The sequence below is a fragment of the Pseudotabrizicola algicola genome, assembly GCF_010915705.1.
GTDB lineage: Bacteria > Pseudomonadota > Alphaproteobacteria > Rhodobacterales > Rhodobacteraceae > Pseudotabrizicola > Pseudotabrizicola algicola.
The window spans coordinates 940419-966768 of sequence record NZ_JAAIKE010000001.1; the positions used below are offsets into that span (position 1 = coordinate 940419).

A 26350-nucleotide genomic window follows, 5' to 3' on the forward strand; every position below is an offset into this window, starting at 1 on the left:
CAGCAGTTCCGTCCGGTTCCCGCCACTCGACCGGGTGCCAGAGCAGGCGCGCGGGGTCGGCCAGCTCGTCGCCCTCGCGGTGTGCGAGGATGAAGAGCCGCTCGCGCCGATGGGGCGCACCGACTTCCGCCGCCGTGAAGAGGCCTGCCGCAAGGCGGTAGCCCATGCGGACCAGTCCGTTGGCGACTTCGGGGAAGCCGAGGCGGAGATGATGGGCGACATTTTCGAGGAAGACGAAGGGCGGCTCGACCTCATCAATGATGCGGGCGACATGCGGCCAGAGGTGCCGCGGGTCGTCCGCGCCCCGGCGCTTGCCTGCGACGGAGAACGGCTGGCACGGATAGCGCGCAGTGACGATGTCCACCGCGCCGCGCCACTGGCGGCCGTCAAAGGTGGCAACATCGTCCCAGACAACAGCCGGATCCAGGGACGCGTCTTCCATCCGCGCCACGAGAGTGGCTGCGGCGAAGGTTTCCCGTTCGACATGGCCCACAGCACAATATCCGGGGATGGCGATGGCGAGCCCGAGGTCGAGCCCGCCCGCGCCGGAGCAGAGGGAGAGGCCGAAGAGGCACGCATCTCCGGTTCCGGAAGCTCGTCCGGAGGGATGTAAAGCCAGGTCATGCATGTCACGCGGCGGACTTGCGCTTTCGCGCGGGTTCGGGTTCGGCGTCCGTGTCCAGCGTATCGGTGTAGTCGCCCAGCCGCTCGGTTCTCACCTGCGCGAAGGTCCGGCGGTCGCCGTCGAGTATCGCGTCACGCCCCGTGTCAGCCTGCCAGCGTTCAACGGCGACATCGACGTAGGCCGGACTGATCTCCATCGCGAAGACGCGGCGGCCGTTGGCTTCGCCCGCCATGATCTGCGAGCCGGAGCCGGAGAACGGCTCGTAGCAGAGGCCGCCGCGGGCGACGTGCTGGCGCATCGGAATGCCGAAGGCGTCGAGCGGCTTCGGCGTCGGATGGTCGGGCCGGTCATCCTTGGCAAAGCTGGGCAGCGCCCATGTCGATGGCAGCGTTTCCTCGGCCACCTTCGGCGGGCGGTTCGGGCGGCGCCAGCCCATGAAACAGGGCTCGTGCTTCCAGAGGTAATGCGACCGGGTCAGAACCCCGCGGTCCTTCACCCAGATGATCTGCTGATGGACGAAGGCTCCGGCCTTTTCCCAGCAGGCTTCCAGCATCGCCTGGCGGCGCGAGGCGTGCCAGCAATACCAGGCGGCATCCTCCGTGATCGCCTCGGCGACGGCGGCGGCGATGAAACCATCGTAAAGCTCGGCCCCCTGCGAACTGTCGTCCCAGGTGGTGCCGTAGGATGCCGACCAGTCCTTGTTTCGCGTCGGGTGGTTGGAGCCGTCGTAGTCCACGAGATACGGCGGGTCGGTCGCGAACAGGATCGCCCGCTCGCCGTTCATCAGGCGGCGCACGTCGGCCGCGCTGGTGCTGTCGCCGCAGAACAGCCGGTGGTCGCCGAGGATCCACAGGTCTCCCGTCCGCGATGCCGGGTTGCGCGGCGGCTCGGGGATGGTCACCGGCGGCACGGAGCCCCCGGCGCCACCTTCTTCACCGCCGTCTTCCGCGACGAAGGCCAGCAGCTTGTCCAACTCGCCATCGGAGAAGCCAACCAGCGACAGGTCGTAGTCTTCAGCCAACAGGTCGTTCAGTTCAGCCGACAGCAGCGCCTCGTCCCAGGTGCCGAGTTCCGTCAGCTTGTTGTCCGCGATCCGGTAGGCCCGCCGCTGCGCCTCGGTCAGATGCCCCAGCACGATCACAGGCGCCTCGGTCAGCCCGAGCTGCGTCGCGGCCAGCACGCGCCCGTGGCCTGCGATCAGTTCGCCGTCGTCGCCGACGAGGCAGGGCACGGTCCAGCCGAACTCGGCCATGCTGGCGGCGATCTTGGCGACCTGGTCCGCGCCATGCGCCTTCGCGTTCTTCGCGTAAGGCTGCAGGCGCGACAGCGGCCATTGCTCGATCCGCTCGGGGGCGAAGGCGAGGGTCATGAAGGTTCCTATCGATGAAGGGGGCGGCGATCAGCGGCGTCGCGCGATGGTTTCCGGCTGGTGGAGTCCACCGGCTTCCGGCTGGATTCCGGGGTCCAGGGCATCCACCCCGGAGTCCACCAGCGAAGGCGCTGTTATTGCGTGGTTATTTCAGGTTGCGTGGTGGCTTCCGGCCGGGGTGGCTTCCCAAAAATCCGGCCCTGTCACTGGCGATGTCCCGCGCTTCGCCCGCCAGCATACGAATATCGCCAGGAAGGAACCGGAAACTGCCGTGGGCTAGACCCCGGCCGGACCCTCGCTGGATGCCGGGGTCCAGGTGGCCCCCGGCAACGCAAAGGGGAGAGCGAGCTTTCCAGCGCACTCTCCCCATCTTGCCTTCGGAATAGCACGATCATGTTGCAGATGTCGAAGGAAAAAGTGTTGCAACACATTGGAGTCACTGCGCATTCAGGCGCGCAGCGATCTTGGTCAGGGCCAGTTGCCAGCGACGCCACGCGGTGGTGCGGTCGCAGCCAAGCTCACCGCTGATCTGCTTCCACGGCACACGGGCCGCTCGGGACCAGACCAGCTTGCGCTCCGCCTCCTCGATCCAGAGCACCCAGTCGAAGGTCTGCTCGAGCCGGGTGATCGCGGCGGCCGAGGGCCAGACCCGCATCGGCTGCGGCTCCATGGCCGCGATCTCGCGGCTGGTCCGCACGATGTCGGGCCAGGTGTTGAAATAGCCCTTGGCCTTCACTGGCGGCAGCCTGCGCAGGGTACGGAACGCCTCCTCGAAATGATCGGCGACGTCGTCCGCGGTCCAGACACGATCAGCCATTGCCCACCTCCCTCACCGGAGGAAGCTTGCCATATAGCTTCTCACCCACATGGCGGACGAGTTCGCGCTCAGGCCAGGTGAGACGCGGGTCATCGAGCGAGACGGCCAGCATGCGCTGCTCGTGCCATCCGTCCCGTTTGACCTGCTCGGGATCCCGGCGCTGGCCGCCGTAGCCCTTGGGGTACAGCCTCATGCCACACCCCCATTCGTCTCGATCGCCCAGACCAGCAACGCAATAGCATCGGCCTCGTTGTCGTCGACGGGGCTGAACCCGCGGGCGCGGGCCGCTGCGATCATTGCCTCCTTGGGCGCATTGCCCTTGCCGGTCGCATGGCGCTTGATCGTACCGACCGGGACGCCCTGGTAAGGGACGCCGCGCAGTTCACACCACGCGGTCAAAGTTGCCATCAGACCGCCATAGACATGAGCCGCGTCAGTTCCGGCGTGGCAGCGAACTTCTTCGAACCAGATGGCCGAGATCGGGCCGGACAGCCGGTCGAGTTCCGTCAGCCAATTGGTGAAGCGCAGATAGCGCATGCCGCCGCCATCGTAGCGCCCGGGCTTGAAGCTGGCCGTGCCAGTCGTGATCAGACCGTCATGACCACGCAGGGCCCAGCCTGTCGTCGTGCCAAGATCGAGCGCCAGCATGCAGCGCGGGGTGTTGTCGGATTGGGTCATCAAGACCTCCTCTTCGCTTTGGCGAGCGTGGCGGGAGGGCTGGCCGGTGAAGGCTGCGGTCTCGCCAGGCCCCGAAGGGTGGTCTGGTCATGTCAGGCGCGGGGCGAGCGTGCCGCCCGGCAGATCCTTCAAAACCGTCAGAGGGGTCGCTTGAAAGATTTCCGCCCCTAAGTGGTTGTCCTGTATATATAATATATAATCTTTCAATTATTCAATATTTCAATAGGTACCTCTCTCCTCATATTAAAACGCGCGCGCACGCCTAAAGGGATAAGGGGTCCTCTTGAAGGATTGAAAGATTTGAAGGATCCCTCTTTTCTATTTCATAGCATAGGCTTGACCCCACCCCTTGCTTCAAGATCGCCTTTTGATGCTTTGAAGGATCTCCGGTCATCCACCCCACCTTGCCATCCTGTAGACCATGGCTTGCTTGGTCGATGACCCGCGCATGCCGGTGGTGATGTCGCCGCTCTCGATCAGGGTGAGCAGGATTTCGTCGCGATCGCGCGATTTCAACCACTGCGAGGCCCGGGTGATCTCGGATTTCGTGATCCCCTTGGCCCCGGATGAACGGATGATCTCCTTCAGTCGCTTCAGGTGGGCCTCCGTCTCGGTATCCGCGACATGCCGCTCAACCGCTTCCATGGTCCGCTGGGCGTAATGCCGCACGAAGCCGATGGCCCACTCCGCTGCCGTGATCTCGATCTCGGGCCGGGCCGGATCGCGTCCCACCGCCACGATCAGCGCGAGCTTCAGAGCGTTTTCCCCGATACGGGCGAGGATTGCGGTGAAGGCTGTACCTGCCGCTGCACGTAGTTCCTCAGTCAACTCAATGCTGAGCTGGCGGAACCGGACCCTTGCCTCCTCTGTCATCGGCACGATCATCGGGTTCACGGCGGTGTTCTGATCGGCGGTCTTGCCGGTCAGATTGCCTTTCCTGACCCCACCGCCGGCGGCGATCAGTTGCAGCCCTTGGATCAGCGCGGGTGGTGCCTGCCGGATGCCAACGGCGATGTTTTCATCCGGATAGTCCTCGTCGCTGGGCAGGATCAGGAAGCGCGCGAGCGAGCCGTCAACGACGTTGGCCCCCTGGAGGGCACCCCAGAAGTGCAGCGGCGTCGTGGTGCCATAGACGCAAAGACAGGGCTGCACGATGTCACGCCGCTCGTTCGATCCATCCCGGTTGGCGTATTCCGCGCCGAGGAAGATCCCGCCGGCTGAGGTGTAAAGCTCGGTCATGTTGTCGAGGATCTCGGTGATGTGGCGCGGGCTGCGCTTGCGGTCTGCGGCAGCTGACAGGAACATGCCGAACTCGTCTATCTGGAAGAGGATCGCGGGCTGACGATGCAGCGCGGTCAGAAGCCCCGCGCCGGAGGCGATCTTGTTGCCGCCGAGGTGATGGGCGAGCCCGGCCTCGAAGAAGGTTTCGTTGATGATTTCACGGGCGTGGTTCTTCCCCGATCCGCTGTCCGCGATGCCGACGACATAGAGGTTCGAGCGCAGGTTGCTTTCGGTGCGGTAATTCCGCCCCATCAGGGCACCGATAGCGCAGAGGCTGGCCCCAAGCGACAAAAGCGGCTGCGGGCGCCGGGCGGTGGACAGCATGTAATCCGTCAGATCGCCCACCAATCCGTCAGGGATGGCGAGCGTGAATGGCGGTTCGGCTGGGGCCAGAGACGCTGCCGCTGTTGTAACATCCAATCGTGCAAGCAGCCCCGCCGCCGGATGATCCCCATCCTCGGACAGACTGCCATCCAGCCGTAGGTCTGGGTCGGGCTGCCAGCCGCGCTCCATGGCAAGATGGTAGATCGTGCCAGCGCCGATCCGGTCGGGCTTGAAGCTGGCCCAAGCCTTCATGGTGGTGGCGGGGACATCCTTCGCTGCCTGCGCCGACCAATTGGCGAAGATATCTGCCCCGGCCTCGCCGAGCGCGCCCTTCAGGGCCATGCCGACACGCATCCAGCTGTCGTAGTCCAGCTGCGCGTTTGGCAGCCACGCGAGGGCGGCCTCTATCGCGGGCAAGGTACCAATCTGACCGTGGATGCGCGCGATGTCACCGGCTGGTGCATTGGAAGCCAGCCCGCGCTGCCGCAGGGTTTCTGGCAGTAGCGCATAGGCCTCTTCGAGAAACGCCACCGCAGCTTCGGCCGTGATTTCGGGCAAGTCGGTGATGTCGATGTCCGCCAGCCCCTCCTCGGGCCAGGCATAGGGCGCGCCGGTGTCGGGGTGGATGGCATAGGCCAGGAACTGCTGCCCGAGGCAGAGCACTTCCAGCGGATGGCGTTTGATGCCGCGGAAGGGCTCGGACGTGCGATAGACCAGCATGCGCTTCGGGGCCCTGCCAATGCGCAGGGCGGGCGTGTCACCGAGACGCTCCCTGGCGAGCCGCTCGATCTGCAGCGCCAAGTCGGCATCGTCTTTGATGTCAATATCGACCGCAGCAACTGCGCCGCCGACAATGCCGATGCCGCAATCCGGCCAGGACGACCATGTGGACACCTCGACCTCGGTGGTGCCGCGTTCGGCATGGCGGTTCCATTCAGGGTAGTCCGCCCAAGCCCCGCGCTGGAAGCGGCCGGGCTTTTTCGTGCCCGGGCCGATGGGCAGGATGGCATAGCCATTCGTGACGAGCCGCGCGCCGAAGCGCGCCATGAAGGATGTGTCAGCCATCAGAAGGGCACCTCGGGGGTCATGGCGTCGAGGCGTTTGCGATCCCTGGCCGCAAGCTCACGCAGGTGGTCGCAGTATCCGGTTACGACCGCATCGATGAAACAGTCCCATTCGATCTCGGTCAGCGTGGCGAGGTCGGATTTGCCGATGCTCTCGAGGTACTCGCCGCCCATCTGGCCGCCGACGGTCATCGCCTCGGCCTCGTTCGGGGTGGGATCGATCATGCCCTTCCTCCCATGGCAGATGTCCTGGCAGGTCCGGCTGCAGAGTTGCTTGCGGCTGGCATCGCGCCGCGGGTCGGAGACGCGGAAATCCCGGTCGAACCAGCCAAACCCACGAGGTTGCCGGTGGCAGACGGCGCAGAGGCTGGTGTGGATTTGGGGCATGGATCAAACCTGTGGCGGGAGACTTCGACGTAGCGGCCCGAGGGACGGACCGAGATTTCGCTGGGGCGAGCAAGACGCGCGGCTTCCGCGATGGCCTGATCGACGGTGAGCGGCACCGGGCACTCCGGGGCGCGCTTGCGCCACCATTCAGCCGCCTTCTGCCGGGCATAGCCCTGATGCTCGATGCAGACCCATTCGCTGTAGGATTTCAGCCCGCAGCTATAAGTGACCTTCAGCGAGGGCAGCCCGCCCAGCTTGTCGTGGCGGCTGTAGGAGACGCCGTGCACCGGCAGCCATTGGACCTTCGGCGACAGGACTGGGAGCGTGGCCGCCGTCGGGGCGATCTTCACCTCGCGGGCCGGGAACACATGGCCACAGTCGGGGCATTCCGTCGCCGAAAGCGCGATGATGCTGTCGCATTCCGGACAGACCTTGGTCGGGGCCTCGCCGCCACCGGCCTCGCCGGGCCGCCGAGGCCGCACCAGATCGATCGGCCCGTGGCGGCGGACATTGCCAGCGAAGTCGAGGACCAGGCAGTTTTCCTTGCCCGGGGCGAGGCGCGTGCCGCGGCCCACCATCTGCACATAGAGCCCTGCGGACTTGGTGGGGCGCAGGAGCGCGATCAGATCGACCGCCGGCGCGTTGAAGCCGGTGGTCAGCACGCCCATCGAGGCGAGCGCCCGGATTTCACCCAGCTTGAAGGCCGTGATGATGGCGTCCCGTTCGTCCTTCGGCGTGTCGCCAAAGATCGTGCGGCAGGTGATCCCCTGTCGACCAAACTCCTCGGCCACATGGCGGGCGTGCTCGACGCCGGAACAGAAGACCAGCCAGGATTTCCGCTCGCGACCATGTGCGATGATCTCGGTAACCGCGGCGCGGGTGATGGCCTCCTTATCAACGGCAGCCGCCAAATCGCGCTGGATGAAATCGCCAGCGCGAGTGCCGACCTTCGAGACATCGAGCCGCGTGGCGAGCTGTTTCGACACTAGCGGGCTCAGATATCCAGCATCGATCAGATCGCGCACCGGTGCCTCGTAGGCGATGTCAGTGAAGAGCGCGTTCTTGCCCTCATGCAGCATGCCGCTGTCGAGCCGGAAGGGCGTGGCGGTCAGCCCGATCACCTTCAACGCAGGGTTGATCCGGGCCAGCCCATCCAGAAACCGGCGATACATGGTGCTGGTGTCGCCGGGAATGAGATGCGCCTCGTCGATCAGCACGAGATCCGTGTGGCCGATCTCAGCCGCGCGGCGGTGGATGGACTGGATGCCTGCAAACAGGATCTGCGCCCGTGCCTCGCGCTTGCCCAAGCCCGCCGAATAGATACCGGCCGGGGCCTCCGGCCAGAGGCCGATCATCTCGGCATGGTTCTGGGCGATCAGCTCGCGGACATGGGTCACGATCAGGATGCGCTGGTCGGGCCAGGCTTTCAGCACGCCCTTGATGAAGGCGGCCATGACGAGGGACTTTCCCCCGGCAGTCGGGATCACCACCAGCGGGTTGCCTTTGTGGTTCTGGAAATAGCCGTAGATCGATGTGATCGCGGCCTGTTGATAGGGGCGCAGGGTCAGCATGGCGCGGCCTCCGTTGTGCGGGCGTCGTTTGCCCAGGTCGAGCCATCGGCCATGCGGTAGGTGACGATATCGTCGCCCGCATCGATGACTTCGCCCGGAACGAGATCGGGGGTGAAGAGATGGCGGGTGCAGGCTGCACGCTGCTCGGCGGGTGCCAGCATCCGGTCGTGGCGGGCGCAGTGCCAGCCGCCGTCAACGGGCGTCGCATGCAGGCAGGACCGGCAGGTCACAGCCGCCCCACCGCCGTCATGACAGGCGGCATGGTGATCGCAGAAGCGGCATTCGAACCAGGTGGGGTCCTCGCTGATCCGCGCGGGCGGGTGCTGGGCGAAGATAACGCGCCCGGCCTTGTCCAAGAGGCGTTTGGCCATGGCGCTGTCGGAATCGATGCGCTCGATGTGCAGCGCGTCGGTATCCTTGCAGACCGCGACGTACAGGGCGCGGTGGATCCCCGTCAGATGCATGTAGATCTGCATCTGCGCGGCGTGCTGGGGCTTGGCCTGCACCACGCCTTTGGCGGTCAGCTCGCTGAAGCTCTTGACCCCATGGGTCTTGAATTCCAGCACATGCCAGGTCTTCGGGGCCTCGAGGATGCCGATGGCCACGCCATCGAGCGACCCGCCGAAATGGCCGCCATGGGCCTCGACGCGGAACTGGCGGCCGGTTTCCGGATCAACCTCGAGCACCGTCGCACCGGTGGCGCGCAGATTGCGCACGAGGCGGTCCTCCTCCAGCTGGCCGGTCTCGAAGAGGCGCAGCAGGCGGCCAGAATGGCGCGCAGGCGTGACCCAGCGGAAATCATACCAGAGTGCGCGAGCACAGGCCTTGCCGATGATGGACGCCCCGAGGTGGTCGCGGAAACCATCGCCCTGACGGGCCTCGTAGTCGGCATAGACCGCCGTCAGCGTCGGCGTGGGGGTGTCGGGAAGCTCAGCCATCACAGCCCCTCCCGTTCACTGCGCGCCTGCGCCTCGGCCAGAATGCCGGTCCAGGTTTCCGGATCATGGCGCTCGCGCAGAACGCCGATCAGCGCGTCCTTCAGCTTTTCGCGGCGGTGACGTCCGGTGCCTTGGGCCAGAAGTTCCGCCCGTTCGCGGCTGAGATGCCGCAGCGCCGTTCGGGCCCGGTGGAACCAGTCGGGGTCGATGGATTTGTGACCCCGCTGCCGGGCCAGATCGGCTGTCGCGATCTGGGTGCGGATCTTGGCAATGGCGTCGTCGAGTTCGATCAACCGGCGCTGATCATCAGGCAAGCCGGGGCCGTTCACGGCCACGGGGGCCGCGTTGTTCATGTCAGTCATGGGAGTGTCCTCAGATGGGGTTGGGCACCGCCCCGGCCGTCAACAGGTCAGGGCGGCGCAGCGCATCAGCCCTTCTTGTTCCAGGGCGCAGACGCCATCTTGGGCGGGGCCGCAGGTGTGGCGGGCGCAGCGGGCGTCGGTTTGGCTGCACGGGCCGCAACGCCGCGGTCGGGCGGCAGATAAGCGACGGCATTGCTTTCGCCGTAACCGTTCTTCGGCGGCTTGACCTTCACCTGGATCGTCATCGGGATCAGGTGCAGCTCCTCGCTGTCGCTGACATGCATCTTGCCCGTCGCGTGGCAGATGGCCGACAGCGTGCGCTGCGCGATTTCCACCGTGGTCGGGTTCGGGTTAACGAGGTTCAGCTGATCGAAGATCTTCCGCCCCTTGTACTCGCCCTCGAGGATGTCGAGCATCAGCCAGAGAAACTGGCCCATGCCGTTCTTGGTGACGCGCATCTCGCTTTCAACGATCTGGGCGCGGTATTTGCCAGCAGGCAAAAGCTCGTGGGCGGTGGTGGGTTCGACGCTGGTGGCGTCAAAGGACGTGTCGAAACGTGCCATGGTCTTGTCCTTTCAAGGCGATCATTCGGATTGGGGCATGGCCGCCATGAACTCTGCCCAGCTGAGGGGCAGCGTGTCCGGCAGGCCGTAACGGTTCTTGGCGAGGAAAGCGGGGCGCTCCTCGGTGTGCATGACGCGCGCACCAGACCCGAGCGCCCGGGTTACCTTCTTGTTGAAGCCGACATCGGATTTCGCGACCGAGATCTGATAGTTGGCGAAGAGCACGACGTCCGAATGCTCCTGCAAGAGCGCCGAGGCGCGGGCCTGCAGCTTGATCACGTACCGGTCGTAGGGCTCGTGCTCGGGGCTGTCGAAGCGCTTGATGTCAGTATGAGCGATCTGGATGACCGCCATGCCCTTCTGGTCCCGGAGCGCATTCAGCTTGTCGAGATACTCGCGCCAGATATTCAGCGCCTCGCCATAGCCCTTCCCAAAGCCGGGGGTTTCGATTGAGGCCCAGCCATTGCGTAGGCAGGCCTCGGCCCAGATCAGCGGCTCCAGCCAGTCGACGCTGTCTATGACCACCGTACCGAACGCGTGATCCTCGCTCAGCAGCGCATCGAGCGCCCCGGCCACATCCGCATAGCTTGTCGCCAGCGGAAAATGCGGCACCTGCAGCTTGCCGAGCCCGTCCTCAGTCATGATGAAGACCGGCCGGTCGGCATCGGCCGCAAAGGTGGACTTGCCGACCCCGGCGACGCCGTGGATCAGGATGCGCGGCGGCGTCAGCGCCGAGGTCATGCGCAGGGATGCGAGAGAAATGGCCATCAGATCGCTCCCTCGTTCAACACCAGACGGAACTTGGGCTTACCGGTCCGGACCGTGCGCGCGGGCTCAAAACCCCTGCGCCAGCTTTCCGGCAGGGCACCGTACTTGCGCTCCGAGACCGACAGCTTGGTGTCGATGAACTCGGCCGGGTCTTCGCCAGCGGATGCGATGTTTGCAGCGATCTTGGCGAGCTTGGTCTGGTCCCAATCGATACGCTTGGGCAGTTCGGCGATGACGGTGACGCCGCCATCCTCGAACCGGATCGTGCCAGTGTCCTTGCCAGCCTCATGGCGAAAGTCACCGGCGCGATCGGCGTATTTCAGGGAAATGGCGCCATCGAGCCAGTCCGAGATGGACTTCGCCTGCGTCAGCTGCTCGTCCGCCATGCCTTTCAGCAGGGCGAGCTGGTCGGCGGGCAGCGCAGCGATCTGGCCCACCGGCATGCGGTGGATATCGGCGAGGGTGATGTGATTGGAGATCGTCATGTCATCCCCCCTCACGCCGACATCGGCCGATGGGGTTCATGATCCGCGCCGCGGATCTGCTCGACCTCGAAGGCTTCGACATCCTCCAGCCGGTAGATCACCCGGCCGCCGAGCTTGATGAATTTCGGGCCTTCACCCGTCCACCGCCAGCGCTCCAACGTGCGGTGCGAAATGTTCCAGCGAGCCGCCAGCTCGATCTGGGAAAGGTGCCTGGTCGCCATGTGAACCTCCTTGGGATTTCCGCGAACACTTGCGGGATCAACATGGCGGAGGGCGTGGTAGGGCTGAGGGAGGGCACCGGTAGGGAAGCCGGTAGGAGAGTCACAAAATCAAAAGGCCGCCCTTCTGGACGGCCTTCGAAATGGCGATGGCTGATCGGATTAGGGCTCTATCCAACAGTTTCCGTCGGCGTATTTGATGAACGAGCGCCAGTCGTCGCGCCCGCTGAACACCTTTGAGAATGCGTTCGTGCCGTCCTTGTAGCCCGCTTCATACAACACGGCTTCAGTCAGGCATGTTGCAGAACCTGCTTCGTACGCATCGAACAAGACGTTCAACAGTCGCCGCTGCTTGGGGCTCTTGAAGGTGAGGGTTTCGCCGCGCAGCCAGACGATGCCGTAGTCATCCGAATGATCGATCGGGAAACGACGCTGCACTTGCCCGGGGAACACCCGCGCAGCGAGTACCTGCGGCGAGATCGTGAGCTTGGCCGGATCACCTGCAACATCCGACACATTGATGATGTGGTTGCGCTTCTGGGCGGTCTCCGGGATGCGCTCACCGGGCGTGGAGGTCAGGATAATGCGGATTTCCTCCGGCGGCTTGCGTCCGATCAGCGCCTCGAGCTGCGCCCAGCCCCTCGGATCTCCAAGCCGCCGGGCAAACCAGACGGGCGCTGGGGCCTTCGCTCCGGTAAGCTTGATGGTTCCCACGTCCCAGACAAGATCCGAGATCAAGGGCGTCGGGCGTGAGGGCCCGGCGCGCTCGAACGCCACCAGCATCTTGGCAAGGGCCAGACCGTAGTCGACCCTGCACGCCGCGATCTCCTCATTAGCGACCTTAACCCAGCGGCCGGTGCTGTCGTGATAGCCGTATGATTTCAGCTCGGCCGACCAGGTGGCCTCGACCGGTTCATCCTCGTAATCGTCCATCCTGGCAACAACTGGGACATGCCCGCTCGGCACCAGAAGCTTCGCTGCGAGCAATGCGTCGGTCGCACCGCGCGAGACCTGATGCAGCGCCGATGCCTGGAGAGACGTGCTGCGGGCTTCCATGGCCCGCAGCAGGAGGTCGATCGCCCGCTTACTCAAGGATGTCGCCTTCGTCATTGTCGTCTTTCAGGATGCCCCAGAGGCGCAGATACTTCTCGCCGATCAGGCGCTCTTGCGCCGTCATGTCCTTCAGATTGCAGCCGTGCGGCATCGTGACGTTGAGGGCCAGCGACTTGCCACGACCGCCGGAGGGGCCCGGATGGAACTTGATGGTGAAGCGTGCGCGGGTAATCACCCATTCCGGCACGTCACCTGCGTGACCGAACACATGGGCACCGCCCCCGATGTCCAGTCCGATACGGTGTTCCGCCATCTGCCAGATCGTACGGTCGGCGCCCGACATGGATTCAAGCGTGATGCGCTCCTTTGCGTCGCCGAGATCCATCAGACGCAGTTCCTTGACTGTCACGCTGGCAATCCCGTCGGCAGGGTCGGTCGGGAAGTCGAACGGCCGCAGCAACATGCTGAGGTCGAATTCGCGCAGCGGCAGCGACTGGTCCTCACCAAGGGTGATCCCGAGCAGATCGCGCGCCATGAACCGGGTCAGATCGATCCGGTCCTCGCGGGTCTTAGCCACAACTTCGATCACGCCAGTCGCAGCTTCATAGGTCAGCGCAGCTTCGAAGACAGGTTTCACGATCCGGCGTGACAAGGTGCTGTTGGCATCGAAGCCCAGCATGTCCTCAGGACGCCCCTCCCGGTAGACCGCGACCTGAACAAGTTCGCATTCTTCACCATCGAGGATCACCCGGTGGCGGTCGAAGATGTCGACATGGACATTGGGCGTCTCAAACCGAGCCCGGATTGCCGCCGTAAACGCCGCGAGCGAGATCGGGTCCTTTTTCACCTCCAGATCGGCATCGACGCCAAACCCGCTCCAGGACCGCGTCCGGCGACGTTCGTCGTTGTAGCGCACCTCTTCCGCGAGACGGAAACGATCAGGCTCCTTCAAAAAAACCCACAGCGAGCGATTGTTGGCCCCCTCCAGCGCGTCGAACACAGCGCGGTTTTGCACGACGTTCTGCAAGGCGTTCTGCCCCGGTTCATCAGCGAGAGCCGCGACACGGCCGGCATCAAGGACGACGCGCTGCTTTTCGTCGTCGGACATGCCGTCCACGGCCTTGATCAGCGGCTCGACGACGTCCGGCTCGGGCTTGGTCCAATCGACAGGCGCGAGCGAGGTGAAAGCGCCGGCAGTGAAGTAGTCCTGCAAACGGGTAACGGGGGTCTTGCGGAGGAATGCAGCAATGGAGGTCATGCGGGGCCCTTTCTTGGCCGGGAGGAGGAGGGAATCAGCGCGGCGCGATACGCTGACGTTCGATATATACCGAACAAATCGCCGAGTCTACTTGCGCGGCACATTTTTGTTCGGCATATCGAACGCACGTCCTGAACCCAAGGAAACCAAGGATGAAACGATGACCACGTCCCTCGGCGCGAAGATCAAGCGCCACCGCCAGGAAAAGGGATACTCCCTCGACAAGCTCGCCGAGCTGACCGACTCGAGTAAGAGCTACATCTGGGAGTTGGAAAATCGCGATACCCGCAAGCCGTCAGGTGAAAAGCTGACACGTATCGCCCAAGCCCTCGAGGTCACGACCGATTACCTGCTCGACGAGAGCGAGGAGCCCAGTGATCAGGTGCTGAAGGAAGCATTCTTCCGAAAGTTCAGCAAGCTTGCCCCGGAGGACCAGCAGAAGATCAACCAGATGATCGACATGTGGGGGAAGAAGGATTGAGCCTGCCGACGACGCCGCAGAGCTGGGCTAACCGCCTGACGAAGATCCTGTCCTTGCATCAGGCTGCGCACGGGTTGCCGCGGTTCCCCATCGATGTGGCAGCGTTGGCGCAGGATTTCTCGCAGCAGGTCTTTCCGGAGGCGCCGATTACCATTGTGAAGGGGCTTCAGCTCTCAAAGGGCGTCGAAGGCATGCTGATGCCGCACCCCAGCGGCTCTGGCGAGTGGGGCATCGTCTATAATGAGAGCATCCGGTCTACAGGGCGGCGCAACTTCACACTGGCGCATGAACTGGGGCACTACCTTCTGCATCGGCAGACCAACCCGCGCGGCCTACAATGCACCAATCGCAACATGGCCGAATGGGATGAAGCCAGAAATAGGATTGAGGGCGAGGCCAACACCTTTGCCTCGTACCTGCTGATGCCGTTGGATGACTTCCGCGCCCAGATCAAGGGACGGGTAATCGACATCGACGTGATGACCGAGTTGTCGGACCGCTATGCCGTGTCCCTGACGGCGGCGATCCTGAAGTGGATGACCATCACCGACAAGCGCGCCATGATCGTGGTCGGCAAGGAAGGCTTCATCGATTGGGCTTGGTCCAGCGAGCCGTTATTGAGATCCGGTGTATTCTATCGCGCACGGCAGGAAGTGACCGAGTTGCCGCCAACGTCATTGGCAGCGCAGGAAGTGGACTCGGATACGGGGCGCCACGGCCATCACCACCCGGCAGGTGTCTGGCTTGGCTCCGAGCCGGTGCGTGAAATGACCGTGTTCTCGCCCGGCAAAGAGATGTCGATTTCGCTGCTGCTCTATCCCGACCGCGTGCCATCGCGGTGGGAGATGGCCGAGCTCGAGGAAGAGCCAACACTCGACACGTTCGACAAGTTCATGGGCGACAAAGCGCGCTGATTCGCGCCCGGAACAGTCTACGTCAGCCATGGAGGCGACGGAGCGCATGCGCAGATTTGCGCGGTGCTTCTCATAAGCCGAGACTGTCCACAAGATATTGAAAGACTTGTGCTTTCCGGATTTCGCGATACCTTTTGACCATCATCCCAATCGCGAAAAGTCGCCATGTCATCCACTCTCGAAGGCCCGGTTTCGGGGCCCAACCCCCTATGCCCTGAGCGCATGTCATCCGAGGCGCGCCTTGCCGAGATCGGCCGCATCCTAGCCGCTGGGGTAATGCGGCTGAACGCTGCACAGTCCAGCGGTTTATCTGTCGAGAACGGAGACAGTTTCGTGGACTTCTCGCCCCGAAAGAGCGGTGGTCGTCGTGCAAAACGTATCCGCATCGGAGGAATTCATGAAGCATCACAATAAGATAGTTTCCATCCAACCGGGCAATGACCCAAGCCTGGACCAGACGGTGCTGTCACGCCTGGCCGCTCTGAAGGAGATGTCGGTCAAGGAGCTGAAAGCCGAATGGGAAAAGCTCATCGGCACCTCGGCACCGAACAACAGCCGGGCGTTTCTTGAACTGCGGATCGCCTATCGGCTTCAGGAACTGACCTACGGCGGCCCCGACCGGGACACGCGGCGTATGCTGGACTTGCTGGCCGACGAGGTCGAAGGCCACGCCCGGCGCAAACATCAGATCGCCGATCCCCGCAATCCGGTGGCGGGCACGAAGCTGCTGCGCGAATGGGACGGCGTCGAGCACACCGTGACCGTGCTAAAGGACGGCTTCGACTGGCAGGGACGCAAGTTCAAATCGCTCTCCGCCGTCGCCCGCGAAATCACTGGCACCCGATGGAACGGGTACCGTTTCTTTGGCCTGCGCGAGCGCAAGCGGGAGGAGGCATGATGCAGCTGGACAGTCGCCCGAACCGCCGCCTGCGCTGCGCCATCTACACCCGCAAGTCGAGCGAGGAAGGGCTCGACATGGAATTCAACAGTCTCGACGCGCAGCGGGAGGCCTGCGAGGCCTATATCGTCAGCCAGCGCTCCGAGGGCTGGGTTGCCACGCGCGAGCGCTATGACGACGGTGGGTTTTCCGGTGGAAATCTTGACCGGCCCGGCCTGAAACAGCTTCTTGCCGATATCGATGATGGTCTGATCGACGTCGTGGTGGTCTACAAGATCGACCGCCTCAGTCGTTCGCTGATGGATTTCTCCAAGCTGGTCGAGGTGTTCGACCGCAACGGCGTGACCTTCGTCTCGGTGACGCAGTCATTCAACACGACCACCTCTATGGGACGGCTGACGCTAAACATTCTGCTGTCCTTCGCCCAGTTCGAACGCGAGGTCATCGGCGAACGCATCCGCGATAAGGTGGCGGCCTCGCGCAAGCGCGGGATCTGGATGGGGGGCTATGTGCCCCTCGGCTACGATGTGCAGGACCGAAAGCTGGTGGTGAACGAGGCGGAGGCCGCCTCGGTGCGCCGGATCTTCGAACGGTTCATTGAGCTTGGCTCCGCTACGGTACTGGCGCGGGAACTGCGCCGTGAGGGCTTCCGCAACAAGCAGGGCACGCTGATCGACAAGGGCTACCTCTATCGGTTGCTCAATAACCGGGTTTACCGGGGCGAAGCTCTGCACAAGGGCAAGTCCTATCCGGGCGAACATGCCGCCATCATCGAAGCCGACCTCTGGGACAGCGCCCATTCCATTTTGCAGGAAAGCCCGCGCAAGCGTGCCAACAACAGCCGCGCCCAGACACCAGCGCTGCTGAAGGGGTTAATTTTCAGCGAGAACGGCGCGGCCATGACGCCAACGAGCACCAAGAAGGGGGCCAAGCTCTACCGCTACTACGTCTCAATGGATGTGATCCGGAACCGCGAGACCGGCGAGGAGACCGCGCCGATGCGGCTCGCCGCCGGAATGGTCGAGGACGCGGTCGTGACCGAAGTGCGGCGCATCCTGCAAACGCCCGAAGTTGTCACGCAGGTGTTGGCCGCCCTGAAACGCGACGGCCTTGGGGCATACGAGGCGGATGCCATCGCTGCTCTGCACGAGTTCAAGGCTCTCTGGTCACAACTCTTCCCAGCCGAACAGGCCCGCATCATCCAGCTTCTGGTGCGGCGCGTCACGGTCACCGCCGCTGGGCTCGAGGTCGACATTCGCCGCGAGGGGATTGCGGGCGTCATCCGCGAGATGGTGGCTCCACGCCGGATGGAGGCTGCAGAATGATCAAACCGGACGACACGATCCGCGTGCTGATCCCGTTGAAGGTGCGCAAGAAGAACGGGCGGCCGAAGATCTTGCCGCCCGCCGACTATCGACCGAGCGAGGATCAGGCGCAGGATCCGCACATCCTGCGCGCAATCGGCCGCGCATGGGGGTGGCGGCGGCGCATGGATGCCGGTGAGTTCGCCACCATTCAGGAACTTGCCGAGGCCGTGGGACTGGCCGAACGCCATGTCAGCCGCCAGCTCAGGTTGGCATATCTGGCACCCGAGGTGCTGAAGCGGCTGACTTGCGGGCGAGAGGCGTCGGCAGTCAGCCTCTATGATCTGTGCTTTCTGGCGGGCGAAACCTGGGTGGAGCAAGTGGAGCACTCCGTCGGCAACGCATTGGCTAGAATGACGTGATCAGCCCAGAGCATTCGTTAGAGTAAGCATCAGCGGCGAGGGGTTACTTCTTAAATGCGGTCGATCAGAAGTGGGAAGGAATGGTTTAGCCGCTGTGGCCTGACTTTGTTCTAGCCTCACGCGGCTCAGGGCAGTGATCGTAGCGCGTAGGTCATGTAAGACTGCACTCTTACAGAAATGCAGCCCTAGTCGGCCAGAGCGTCCGGCAACTTCGGACGGAGACGCGGCTCAGTTCTGCCAAGCCATGGCGCCCCATATTGTGCCGGCACCGAAGGCTGACAGCAGGACCGGGCCGTTGTCCAGCAATCCACCCTCTGCATGGTGGCAGGACAGGGCGAGGGGGATCGTTGCAGCCGAGGAATTGCCGTGCAGTGACAAGGTACCAAGGCGCGGCGTGTTCCCCAGCCCCAGCCGCCCCGCAACTTGGTCGAGAATGCGACCATTGGCCTGGTGCGGCATCCAGAACCCAAGGTCGTATGGGTGTAAACCTGCACGTCGAAGCGCCTCCGCGCTGGAGGTCGCCATGCATTCCACCGCCCGGGCAAAGACGGCGCGACCGTTTCGCATCTGCATCCGGGCTTCGATCGGCGTGCCGGGAACATCTGGGGTGCGGCTGCCGCCTCTTTCGATCAGGATCTCATCGTATAGCCCTCCATCAGACCCGAGGACCACCGAAAGCGGGCCTCGGCCCGGATCAGCGCAGGGCGCCACCACGACCGCCCCCGCTGCATCAGCAAAAAGCGCCCGCGTGCTGGCATCCTTGGGGTCGATGCGGCGGGATAGAATGTTGGCTGCGATCACCAGAACCGGCTGTCCCGTCAGCCGGGCATGGCCTGCTGCGAGGGCGAGAGCATGAAGAAACCCCGAACAGGCCCCTGCGATATCGACGGCGCCGCAAGACAACCCTAGGCGATGCGCAACCAAAGGCGCCGTCGGCGGCAAGAGGTGATCTGGCGTCGACGTGGCCAGTAGCAAGAGGCCGATCTCCCTCACCTCCAAGCCCGCATTTTGCAGCGCCATGGCTCCGGCAGGCACCGCCAGATCGCTCAACGCCTGACCGGGGCTGGCATAATGCCTGGCAGAAATGCCGGTACGGGCCAGGATCCAGCCCGGTGCCAAGCCCAGATCTGCCTCGATCTCGGCATTGGTCACCACCCGCTCGGGCAGATAATGGCCGAAGCCCGCCCAGCACAGACCGTCAGCCGAAGGCATCGGCAGCCTCGGCGATTGCGTCATGGCAGGCGGCCAGTTCGTCGCCCGTGCTGCAATAAGGCGGCAAGAGATAGACGGTCTGACCGATCGGCCGGATCAGGAGGTTACGGGACTGGAAGAAGCCCATCAGTTCGGGCGTAATCTCGGCCATGTAACCCTCACGGGGGGGGCCGATCTCGGCAGCGAGGATGGTGCCAAGACTGCGCACGCCCGTCAGCCCCTTCACCCCCGCCAGTCTGCTCACGGCTTCGGCCTGAAGGGCCGAAACGGCGTCTATGCGAGACTGCACGGGTTCATCCTCCCAAATGCTGAGGTTGGCCGCAGCCGCCGCACAGGCGATCGGATTGGCGGTATAAGAGGAGGAATGAAAGAAGGTTCGGCGTCGGTCAGTGGACCAGTGGGACTGGAAGATTTCCTCGCGACACAAGGTGACTGCCAAAGGCAGATGACCGCCGGTTATGCCCTTGGACAGGCAAAGGATATCGGGCCGCACCTCGGCATGATCGCAGGCGAGAAAACGCCCAGTGCGGCCCCAGCCGGTCATAACCTCGTCGGCAATCAGAAGAACGCCATACCGGGCACAGATCGCTGCCATTTCAACCAGAACCTCGGGCCGGTAGCACCGCATCCCGGCCGCGCCCTGCACGAGGGGTTCGATCAGCAAGGCCGCAGTATCAGAGCGGCGCGCCAGTGCCTCCAGCGCGTCGATGGTCGCCTGCTCGTGGCCTTCGGAGGGAAAGGGCAGCCGATCGACGGCGAATAGCAAAGGCTCGTAGGGCTGGGTAAAGGCACCGGTTTCGCCCGTGGACATGGTGCCGACAGTGTCGCCATGATAGCCGTTTTGCAGCACAATCACCCGATGACGGGCCTCACCGCGGTGATGAAAATGACCAAGTGCCATCTTCAAGGCCACCTCGACCGAGGTCGACCCGGAATCGCTGAAAAAAACACGTGTCAAGGTGTCGGGCACCCGTGCCATCAAGCGGCGGGCAAAATCTTCGGCAGGCTCATGGCTGTAACCTGCGAAGATCACCTGATCCAGCCGCCCCGCCTGGTCGCGGATGGCCGCTACAATTGCAGGATGGCAATGGCCATGGGTCGTCACCCACCAGGATGAGATCGCATCGAAGACGGGCGTGCCGTCCGCATCCATCAGCCAGGCCCCCTTGGCCGAGGCGATCGGGCGCATTCGGGGAAAGAGGGCATGTTGCGTGAAGGGATGCCAGATTGGAGAATGAGTCATCTTGCCGCCTTAGAAATCAAAGGTGCCAGGTGGGAAGGCTGCATCGAACTGGTCTTGGAAACACGCGGGTTCCAAGACGGGCAACATCGGAAGGCACCCCAAACGACGGACCTTGCCCATGCGCTGGATCGTCTCCTCGACCTCTGGCTGCGGATCGCCGATGAAGGCCACGCCCAGCACGGTCAGCCCCCGGCTTTCCAGCGCCATTAGCGAAAGCAAGCTGTGGTTGATTGTGCCAAGCCGCGTGCGGGCGCACAGGATCACAGGACAATTCCAGCGCGCAAAGACATCGAGCATCGTCACGCTGGCGTTCAACGGCACCATGAGTCCACCTGCGCCCTCGATCACCAACGGCCGTGTTTCAGGAAGTTGCAAAAGCCGGTCATCGATCCGACGCCCCTCGGCTGCGGCGGCAAGGTGGGGCGAGGCCGGGAGCTGAAGGCGCAGCGTTTCTGGTAATGTTGGTCGGCCGCTCAGCCGGCGCACGACCTCGCTGTCGGTTTCACTCTCCAGCCCGGATTGTACCGGTTTCCAATAGGTCGCCCGCAGCTGGCCCGTGAGGCCTGCGGCAAAGACGGTCTTGCCGATATCGGTATCGGTGCCGGTCACGATCACGACACTCATCTCAGCGGTCCTCCTGCAAAAGGAACAAGGCACGGAACAGGGCGTCGAGGTCGGCGGGCGTAACGTTCAGCGTCAGCGACAGCCGCAGCCGTTCAGAGCCCTTGGGCACGGTGGGCGACCGGATCGGTCGCAGGTCAAAGCCCTGTGATTGCAGCCGGGCCGATGCCGCCAGACATTGCAAGTCGCCCGCGATCGGGATGGGTTGGATCTGGCTGTGCGACGGCGCAAGGCCGAGACAAGACGAGCGCAAGGCCAGATCATCCATCCGCGCAAGCAGGGTTTCACGCCGCGACGGATCGGTAGCGATGTGCTCCAGTATGCCGCACAGCACCTCGGCCAGCAGGGGCGAAGGGGCGGTAGAATAAATGAAACTGCGGGCACGGTTGACCAGAAGCTCAATCAATGGCCTGGCGGCACAGATCAGCGCGCCTTGCCCGCCAAGCGCCTTGCCGCAGGTATGCAGGCTGACCAGATAGGGCTCGGCCGCCCATTCCGCCGCCAGCCCGCGCCCGCCGGGACCGAAAATGCCCGTGGCATGGGCCTCGTCCACCACCAGCATGGCGCCTGTGTCCCGAGCCAGCGCGGCGAAATCGGCAAGGGGTGCCCTGTCGCCGTCCATCGAATACAGGCTCTCGACCGCCAACCAGACCTGCCCCTTTCCGCCCGCCAGCCGCCAGCCCAAAAGCGCATCGCGCGCCGCATCGGCGTCATTGTGGGGAAAGGACTGCGCCTCGGCAGCGCCCAATCGCAGACCGTCCCGCGTGCTGGCATGGATCAGCGCATCGTACAGAACCAGATCGCGTTGCTGTGGCAGGGCCGCGAAAAGCCCCAGATTTGCGGCATAGCCTGACCCGAAATAGAGTGCGGCGCCGGCACCGAAGTGCTGCGCGGCTAAAGCTTCCAGCCGTTCAAAGGCTGGATGGTTGCCGCGCAACAGCCGCGCCGCACCAGCGCCAAGCGGCACGCCGCGGGCCAGAGCCTCTTGCGCCAACCGCTGCACCATGGCTGACCCAGCCAGCCCCAGATAATCATTCGAAGCGAAATCCAGCCCTTCTGCGGTCCGAAGGTGACGCAGCCGGTGGCGGGTTGCCAGACTGTCGAGCAAGCGCCTGGGAGCCTCAAGCACGGACATCGGACGCCATGGGTTGCAGGCCAAGCCGGCCGAACAACGCAAGGTCGTCGTCGGTTTCCGGATTGTCGGCGGTCAGAAGCCTTTCGCCCATGAATATCGAATTTGCACCGGCAAAGAAGCACATCGCCTGCAACTCGTCGCTCATCCCCTTTCGTCCGGCCGACAAACGCAGAACCGAAGTGGGCATCAGAAGCCGCGCCAGAGCCACCATCCGGACAAAGCTGATCGCGTCGACAGGTTTCGCCTGCGCCAGCGGAGTACCCTCGATCGGTATCAGCATGTTGATGGGCACACTTTCAGGCGGTTCGGGCAGATTGGCCAAAGTGACCAGCATCGAAACCCGGTCCTCGACTGTCTCGCCCATACCGAGGATGCCGCCGGAACACACCTTGATCCCCGCTGCGCGCACCCGGGCAAGCGTATCGATCCGGTCGGCAAAGGTGCGGGTGCCGATCACCTGCGGATAATGGGCCTCGGAGGTGTCGATATTGTGGTTGTAGTAATCTAGCCCTGCGCGAGCCAGCCGTACCGCCTGATCTTCGCTGAGCATGCCCAACGTCATGCAGGTTTCCATCCCCAGATCGCGGACGCCGTGCACCATCGCCTCGATCATGTCCATGTCGCGGTCCTTCGGCTCGCGCCAGGCCGCGCCCATGCAATAGCGTGTTGCACCGCTGTCGCGGGCCTTCCGCGCCTCTGCAAGCACCTTCTCGACTTCCATCAGCTTGGTGGCCGACAGTTTCGCGCCATTGCGGACCGACTGGCTGCAATAGGCGCAATCCTCGGGGCAGCCGCCGGTCTTGATGGACAAGAGGCGGCTCAGTTGCACCCGGTTCGGATCGAAATGCGCCCGGTGCGTCAGATGCGCGCGATGAAGCAGGTCCATGAGCGGCCGATGATATACGGAAAGCGCAAACGGCAGATCGAATCTGGTCCCACCAGCAGATTTCATAGATAACAAGATATCCGACATCGAGCTTCCTTTCGAATCTCGCGCCGATTATCTATTATTTTGGAATCAGCGCAGGACGTTCTTGCCACGGAGCGGCAAAATCCACAATCCCGCGTGACGCCAAAGGAATATTATCTACTAAATCTTGCAGGCCCATGGGCCCGTCGCAAGTGCTTTGCCAGAACAAAGGCTGCCTGGTCCGCATCTCGGTTGCGCAGGGCAGTCAAAATCGCCTTGTGGTCGCGGTCGTCGCGCGGCTGGAACTCGACGCGAGCCGGATGCGCCTGCCGCGCGACCTGCAAAGCCTGCAATCGCAGCCTGTCAACCAGTTGGACAAGGCGCGGCAAGTGGCAATCCAGTATGAGGCCGTGGTGGAACTCGGCGTTGGCCGCCTCCCATTCTTCCGCCGTGCGGGCAAGGCTGCAGGCCCGGTCGGCCCCTTCCAGCCGCGCAAGCCAAGACGGGAAGTCCGCGCAGGCCGCCGCCGCGTGGCGCAACGCAAGGGGCTCCAGCACGGCCCGCATCTCGATGATTTCAAATTGCGCGGCGGCATCGAAGACGGCAACCCTTACGCCTCTTCTCGGTAGAGTCTTGATCAGCCCCTCGGCTTCCAAGCGCCCGAACGCCTCGCGCACGGGCACATGACTGGCTTGATAGTGCGCCGCGATCTCGGCCTGACCTAGCCGCGCCCCGGGCACGAGATCGCCCCCAGTGATCCGCCGACACAGATCCTGGAAGATGCGCTCTGATAGGGTGGTTTCGGGGGACAACGGCATTCGCCAATATCTAGGCAATTCGCGTGCCTTACGGAAGCAAGATTTGGCCGGAGTGCCAGACGGTTCCGCAGTTTGCGTCACTTGTGCTTTTTGACCGCTTTCGATCCCGTAGCACTGTCGCATGCGGCATGCCCAAAAGGCTGCTTTCCGCCTATTACGATATCGGGCTTCTTGACTAGCAGCTCGCTTAAAAGCGCACCACACCGCACAACTACGCCGCCTTCGGGTGTCTCTGTTCGCAGCGAAAGCAAACAAACCCGCTTCAACCGCGGCGTAGTTCAGTTCCGCCAACATTCTATAAGTACGTCATTTTTTGAATCCGTCTCGATTTAGATGAAGGGCGGATGGAAAGAGACGTGGGGCGTTCAGAGACTGATTTCGGCGGAAACGCCAGTCTCCGAAAGTCGGATGGCCTCGCTAAACCCCTTTGAAACAAAAAGAAAAAAGGCCCCGTCAGGGACCTCATCTCGGGTTTGCGATGTGCAAGTGGCGGACAGTGAGGGATTCGAACCCTCGAGACGGTTCCCCGCCTACACACTTTCCAGGCGTGCGCCTTCGACCACTCGGCCAACTGTCCGTGCGGGTGTCTTAATCGCGACTGGAGCAAAGATGCAAGAGGCGATTTCCGGAAACTGGCGGAGTATGTGCTTTGGCCAACATGGCGGCTGGAAGTGTCGGGGCGGCCTGCGCATCGACCACCTGGATATCGCGGCAGATACGGTCATGCCCGCGCCGCTCGACGCGGAAGGCCACCACATCTCCGACCTCGACGGCTACCATCGGGTTGCGCCACGCGGTCGGGCCACTGGCAATGCCAAGTTCCTTCGAATCCTCACACCAGATGATGGCGCGAAACTCTTGTCGCGAATACCAGATCACCACACCGTTCATTGTCATCGGGCCGTCTCCTTGTCTTGCGGCGCGCCCCCAGCGCGCAGCACCACAAAAGTAAGCAAGATGCCCCGTCGCAAACAGTCGGTGATCTGTATCAAGCCTGACGCGAACCAGCATCAGGCGGAGCCGGCCTTGACGCTGTTTGGCATCAGATGGTATTGCACACGCTTTCGAACCGGCGCAGGTGCTGCGCAACCGCGGATGCTGTGATGACAAGACGCCCCTCTCCCAACCCGGCCGATCTGCGGATGATTCTGGGAGATAACCTGCGGCAGCTGTGCCAGAACACCACATCCATCAGTGAATTGTGCCGCACCATCGGGGTCAACCGGACCCAGTTCAACCGGTATCTGTCCGGCACCGCCTTTCCACGCCCCGACATCCTGTTTCGCATTTGTCGGCATTTCGGCGTCGATGCGAATATCCTGCTGCAGCGGCTCGACCGGCTGCCGACTGCGCCCGTCGCCGAGGCCCAGCCCACAGGTCGCCTTGTCATCGACACCCAGCGGCCGTTTGACCATTACCTGCTGCCGGATGGAATCTACCGGTATTGGCGCAAATCCTTTCGCCAGCCGGAGAAAGCCTATTGCGGCCTTGCGCGCATCTATCGAAAGGGCAGCGAAAAGCTGTGGAAAGGGTATGATGTGCATGATGTCGCCATCCGCAGCGGCACCAAGCGCCATGCCCGCTCGACCTGCTATGAAGGCCAGTTGATCCAGCAGTTCGATGGCTTCGCGCTGATGTCACGCACGCCCTATAACGACCAGATGAATGTCACCTATTTCGAGTACGGGCTGGATGAAATGCCCGATTATTTCAGCGGCATCTCTTTTGTCACGCGGCGCAGGCTGGCGGCGGCCAGCCGCCTTACGGCGATTGTGATGCAGCGCCTTGGCGACAGCTGCCCGTTACGCCTTGCCGCCGCGCGCGGCTGCGGCACCCAGCCGATCGAGTCGCTGCCTCCCCATATCCGCGGCGCCCTCGACCGGGTGCCAGACCGGCTTTGACGCTTAGCTAGCCTGCCAGTGCCAGAATGACACGGCGGTTCTGTCGGCCCTTGTTTTCTATCTTGGTGATCTCAACCCGCCCGATTTCACCGGTGCGGGCCACATGGGTGCCGCCGCAGGGCTGCAAATCCACCTGATCCGCGCCCTCTCCGATCCGCACCAGCCGCACGCGCCCCTGCCCCGTCGGCGGCCTGACCGACATGGTCTTGACCAATCCCGGATTGGCCAGCAGTTCTTCATCGGTTATCCATGTCTCGCCGACCGGCAGGTCGCGGCCGATAAGGGCATTCAGAACACGGGTCAGTTGCGCCAGATCGGCGGGTGGTTCGGGCATGTCAAAATCGAGCCGGCCACGCTCGGCCCCGATCTGTCCGCCCGTCACCGGCAGCGGAATCACCACGGACAGAAGGTGCAGCGCCGTGTGCATCCGCATATGCCGGTGGCGCCGCGCCCAATCCAGCCGCTGCGTCAACTCGGCGCCGACAGGCGGCAGCGCCAGCGGTTCTGCCGGAACCAGCGCGATCTGCCCGCCTTCGACCTTGACGGCTGTTGCGATCGTCAGCCGCCCCCCCGGCCATTCCACCCAGCCATTGTCCCCCGGCTGCCCGCCGCCGGTCGGGTAAAACACCGAGCGGTCCACCAATATGCCGCCCTCGGGCGTATGCCCTGTCACCTGCGAGCGGATTTGCTGCACATAGGCATCGCCGCGAAACACCGCTTCCGTCATCGA

Annotated in this window: 30 protein-coding genes, 1 tRNA gene and 1 pseudogene; 7 read left to right on the forward strand and 25 right to left on the reverse strand. The window is 63.5% G+C overall.

All coding sequences use genetic code 11. The features are described from left to right. Window positions 1-121: 121 nt before the first annotated feature. Window positions 122-628: pseudogene (locus tag G3572_RS22035) on the reverse strand (DNA cytosine methyltransferase); the annotation flags it as partial. A 1-nt stretch (window position 629) separates the two neighbouring features. Continuing rightward, window positions 630-1994, reverse strand: coding sequence for a site-specific DNA-methyltransferase (locus G3572_RS04610; protein WP_164609463.1), 1365 nt, complete (start codon window positions 1992-1994; stop codon window positions 630-632). Between G3572_RS04610 and G3572_RS04615 the strand changes: the two genes are divergently transcribed. Continuing rightward, the gene (locus tag G3572_RS04615) at window positions 1993-2274 is read left to right on the forward strand and encodes a hypothetical protein (protein WP_164609464.1); all 282 of its coding nucleotides are present in this window, start codon (window positions 1993-1995) and stop codon (window positions 2272-2274) included. The genes G3572_RS04610 and G3572_RS04615 overlap by 2 nt on opposite strands. Window positions 2275-2430: 156 nt before the next feature. Here G3572_RS04615 and G3572_RS04620 read toward each other — a convergent pair whose 3' ends face one another. The 14 genes from G3572_RS04620 to G3572_RS04685 all read right to left on the reverse strand — a co-directional run bounded on the left by G3572_RS04620 (window position 2431) and on the right by G3572_RS04685 (window position 13761). Then, window positions 2431-2811 carry a DUF6362 family protein gene (locus G3572_RS04620; protein ID WP_164609465.1) on the reverse strand — a complete coding sequence of 127 codons (381 nt, stop codon included), beginning with the start codon at window positions 2809-2811 and terminating at the stop codon, window positions 2431-2433. Further along, entirely contained in the window at window positions 2804-3004 is a 201-nt protein-coding gene (locus G3572_RS04625; protein ID WP_164609466.1) for a hypothetical protein, read from the reverse strand. The genes G3572_RS04620 and G3572_RS04625 overlap by 8 nt, the downstream gene beginning before the upstream one ends. Next, window positions 3001-3489 carry a crossover junction endodeoxyribonuclease RuvC gene (locus tag G3572_RS04630; protein ID WP_164609467.1) on the reverse strand — a complete coding sequence of 163 codons (489 nt, stop codon included), beginning with the start codon at window positions 3487-3489 and terminating at the stop codon, window positions 3001-3003. The genes G3572_RS04625 and G3572_RS04630 overlap by 4 nt, the downstream gene beginning before the upstream one ends. Window positions 3490-3879: 390 nt before the next feature. Beyond that, the gene (locus G3572_RS04635; RefSeq protein WP_164609468.1) at window positions 3880-6159 is read right to left on the reverse strand and encodes a PriCT-2 domain-containing protein; all 2280 of its coding nucleotides are present in this window, start codon (window positions 6157-6159) and stop codon (window positions 3880-3882) included. Next, on the reverse strand, window positions 6159-6383 hold the full coding sequence (locus tag G3572_RS04640) for a DUF6511 domain-containing protein (RefSeq protein ID WP_164609469.1): 225 nt from the start codon (window positions 6381-6383) through the stop codon (window positions 6159-6161). Before G3572_RS04640 ends, G3572_RS04635 begins: the two co-directional genes overlap by 1 nt. After that, window positions 6380-8116 carry a DEAD/DEAH box helicase gene (locus tag G3572_RS04645; RefSeq protein WP_164609470.1) on the reverse strand — a complete coding sequence of 579 codons (1737 nt, stop codon included), beginning with the start codon at window positions 8114-8116 and terminating at the stop codon, window positions 6380-6382. The genes G3572_RS04640 and G3572_RS04645 overlap by 4 nt, the downstream gene beginning before the upstream one ends. Beyond that, window positions 8110-9054 carry a PDDEXK family nuclease gene (locus G3572_RS04650; RefSeq protein WP_164609471.1) on the reverse strand — a complete coding sequence of 315 codons (945 nt, stop codon included), beginning with the start codon at window positions 9052-9054 and terminating at the stop codon, window positions 8110-8112. The genes G3572_RS04645 and G3572_RS04650 overlap by 7 nt, the downstream gene beginning before the upstream one ends. Next, window positions 9054-9416: a hypothetical protein gene (locus tag G3572_RS04655; RefSeq protein WP_205518466.1), complete on the reverse strand. Its 363-nt coding sequence runs from the start codon at window positions 9414-9416 to the stop codon at window positions 9054-9056. Before G3572_RS04655 ends, G3572_RS04650 begins: the two co-directional genes overlap by 1 nt. A 65-nt stretch (window positions 9417-9481) precedes the next feature. Continuing rightward, a complete protein-coding gene (locus tag G3572_RS04660) occupies window positions 9482-9979 on the reverse strand; it encodes a DUF669 domain-containing protein (RefSeq protein ID WP_164609472.1) in 498 nt (165 codons plus the stop codon). A gap of 21 nt (window positions 9980-10000) precedes the next feature. Further along, window positions 10001-10747 (reverse strand): ATP-binding protein, encoded by a 747-nt coding sequence (locus G3572_RS04665; RefSeq protein WP_164609473.1) that lies wholly within the window; start codon window positions 10745-10747, stop codon window positions 10001-10003. After that, window positions 10747-11232 carry a hypothetical protein gene (locus G3572_RS04670; protein ID WP_164609474.1) on the reverse strand — a complete coding sequence of 162 codons (486 nt, stop codon included), beginning with the start codon at window positions 11230-11232 and terminating at the stop codon, window positions 10747-10749. The genes G3572_RS04665 and G3572_RS04670 overlap by 1 nt, the downstream gene beginning before the upstream one ends. A gap of 11 nt (window positions 11233-11243) precedes the next feature. Beyond that, window positions 11244-11453 (reverse strand): helix-turn-helix transcriptional regulator, encoded by a 210-nt coding sequence (locus G3572_RS04675; RefSeq protein WP_164609475.1) that lies wholly within the window; start codon window positions 11451-11453, stop codon window positions 11244-11246. A gap of 159 nt (window positions 11454-11612) precedes the next feature. Next, the gene (locus G3572_RS04680; RefSeq protein ID WP_164609476.1) at window positions 11613-12560 is read right to left on the reverse strand and encodes a hypothetical protein; all 948 of its coding nucleotides are present in this window, start codon (window positions 12558-12560) and stop codon (window positions 11613-11615) included. Then, window positions 12535-13761 carry a hypothetical protein gene (locus G3572_RS04685; protein WP_164609477.1) on the reverse strand — a complete coding sequence of 409 codons (1227 nt, stop codon included), beginning with the start codon at window positions 13759-13761 and terminating at the stop codon, window positions 12535-12537. Before G3572_RS04685 ends, G3572_RS04680 begins: the two co-directional genes overlap by 26 nt. A gap of 160 nt (window positions 13762-13921) precedes the next feature. Here G3572_RS04685 and G3572_RS04690 point away from each other — a divergent pair, with 160 nt between their 5' ends. The 5 genes from G3572_RS04690 (at window position 13922) to G3572_RS04710 (ending at window position 17780) form a co-directional block, all read left to right on the forward strand. Next, window positions 13922-14242 (forward strand): helix-turn-helix domain-containing protein, encoded by a 321-nt coding sequence (locus tag G3572_RS04690; RefSeq protein ID WP_101919837.1) that lies wholly within the window; start codon window positions 13922-13924, stop codon window positions 14240-14242. After that, window positions 14239-15156, forward strand: coding sequence for an ImmA/IrrE family metallo-endopeptidase (locus tag G3572_RS04695; RefSeq protein WP_164609478.1), 918 nt, complete (start codon window positions 14239-14241; stop codon window positions 15154-15156). The genes G3572_RS04690 and G3572_RS04695 overlap by 4 nt, the downstream gene beginning before the upstream one ends. Window positions 15157-15553: 397 nt before the next feature. After that, window positions 15554-16054 (forward strand): DUF2924 domain-containing protein, encoded by a 501-nt coding sequence (locus tag G3572_RS04700; protein WP_164609479.1) that lies wholly within the window; start codon window positions 15554-15556, stop codon window positions 16052-16054. Next, window positions 16051-17379, forward strand: coding sequence for a recombinase family protein (locus G3572_RS04705; protein ID WP_435530951.1), 1329 nt, complete (start codon window positions 16051-16053; stop codon window positions 17377-17379). The genes G3572_RS04700 and G3572_RS04705 overlap by 4 nt, the downstream gene beginning before the upstream one ends. Further along, window positions 17376-17780, forward strand: a complete 405-nt coding sequence (locus tag G3572_RS04710; RefSeq protein ID WP_164609480.1) for a hypothetical protein — start codon at window positions 17376-17378, stop codon at window positions 17778-17780. The genes G3572_RS04705 and G3572_RS04710 overlap by 4 nt, the downstream gene beginning before the upstream one ends. 228 nt (window positions 17781-18008) lie before the next feature. On the opposite strand, the gene G3572_RS04715 is transcribed toward G3572_RS04710, so the two are convergent. The 8 genes from G3572_RS04715 to G3572_RS04750 form a co-directional block, all read right to left on the reverse strand. Continuing rightward, a complete protein-coding gene (locus G3572_RS04715) occupies window positions 18009-19016 on the reverse strand; it encodes a beta-ketoacyl-ACP synthase 3 (RefSeq protein WP_240335396.1) in 1008 nt (335 codons plus the stop codon). Continuing rightward, entirely contained in the window at window positions 18979-20235 is a 1257-nt protein-coding gene (locus G3572_RS04720; RefSeq protein ID WP_164609481.1) for an adenosylmethionine--8-amino-7-oxononanoate transaminase, read from the reverse strand. Before G3572_RS04720 ends, G3572_RS04715 begins: the two co-directional genes overlap by 38 nt. Before the next feature lie 9 nt (window positions 20236-20244). Beyond that, window positions 20245-20859, reverse strand: a complete 615-nt coding sequence (bioD, locus tag G3572_RS04725) for a dethiobiotin synthase (RefSeq protein WP_164609482.1) — start codon at window positions 20857-20859, stop codon at window positions 20245-20247. Between the two features lies 1 nt (window position 20860). After that, complete coding sequence (locus G3572_RS04730; protein WP_164609483.1) at window positions 20861-21991, reverse strand: 8-amino-7-oxononanoate synthase; 1131 nt, start codon at window positions 21989-21991, stop codon at window positions 20861-20863. Further along, entirely contained in the window at window positions 21978-22943 is a 966-nt protein-coding gene (gene bioB / locus G3572_RS04735) for a biotin synthase BioB (protein WP_205518619.1), read from the reverse strand. Before bioB ends, G3572_RS04730 begins: the two co-directional genes overlap by 14 nt. A 131-nt stretch (window positions 22944-23074) precedes the next feature. Further along, the gene (locus G3572_RS04740) at window positions 23075-23842 is read right to left on the reverse strand and encodes a GntR family transcriptional regulator (RefSeq protein ID WP_164609485.1); all 768 of its coding nucleotides are present in this window, start codon (window positions 23840-23842) and stop codon (window positions 23075-23077) included. 364 nt (window positions 23843-24206) lie between these two features. Then, window positions 24207-24296 (reverse strand) — tRNA-Ser (locus G3572_RS04745). Window positions 24297-24307: 11 nt separating this feature from the next. After that, complete coding sequence (locus tag G3572_RS04750; RefSeq protein ID WP_164609486.1) at window positions 24308-24616, reverse strand: hypothetical protein; 309 nt, start codon at window positions 24614-24616, stop codon at window positions 24308-24310. Between the two features lie 206 nt (window positions 24617-24822). On the opposite strand from G3572_RS04750, the gene G3572_RS04755 reads away from it, so the two are divergent. Next, window positions 24823-25620, forward strand: coding sequence for a helix-turn-helix domain-containing protein (locus G3572_RS04755; RefSeq protein ID WP_164609487.1), 798 nt, complete (start codon window positions 24823-24825; stop codon window positions 25618-25620). Between the two features lie 7 nt (window positions 25621-25627). Here G3572_RS04755 and G3572_RS04760 read toward each other — a convergent pair whose 3' ends face one another. Next, a complete protein-coding gene (locus tag G3572_RS04760) occupies window positions 25628-26347 on the reverse strand; it encodes an alanyl-tRNA editing protein (RefSeq protein ID WP_164609488.1) in 720 nt (239 codons plus the stop codon). Window positions 26348-26350: the final 3 nt, after the last annotated feature.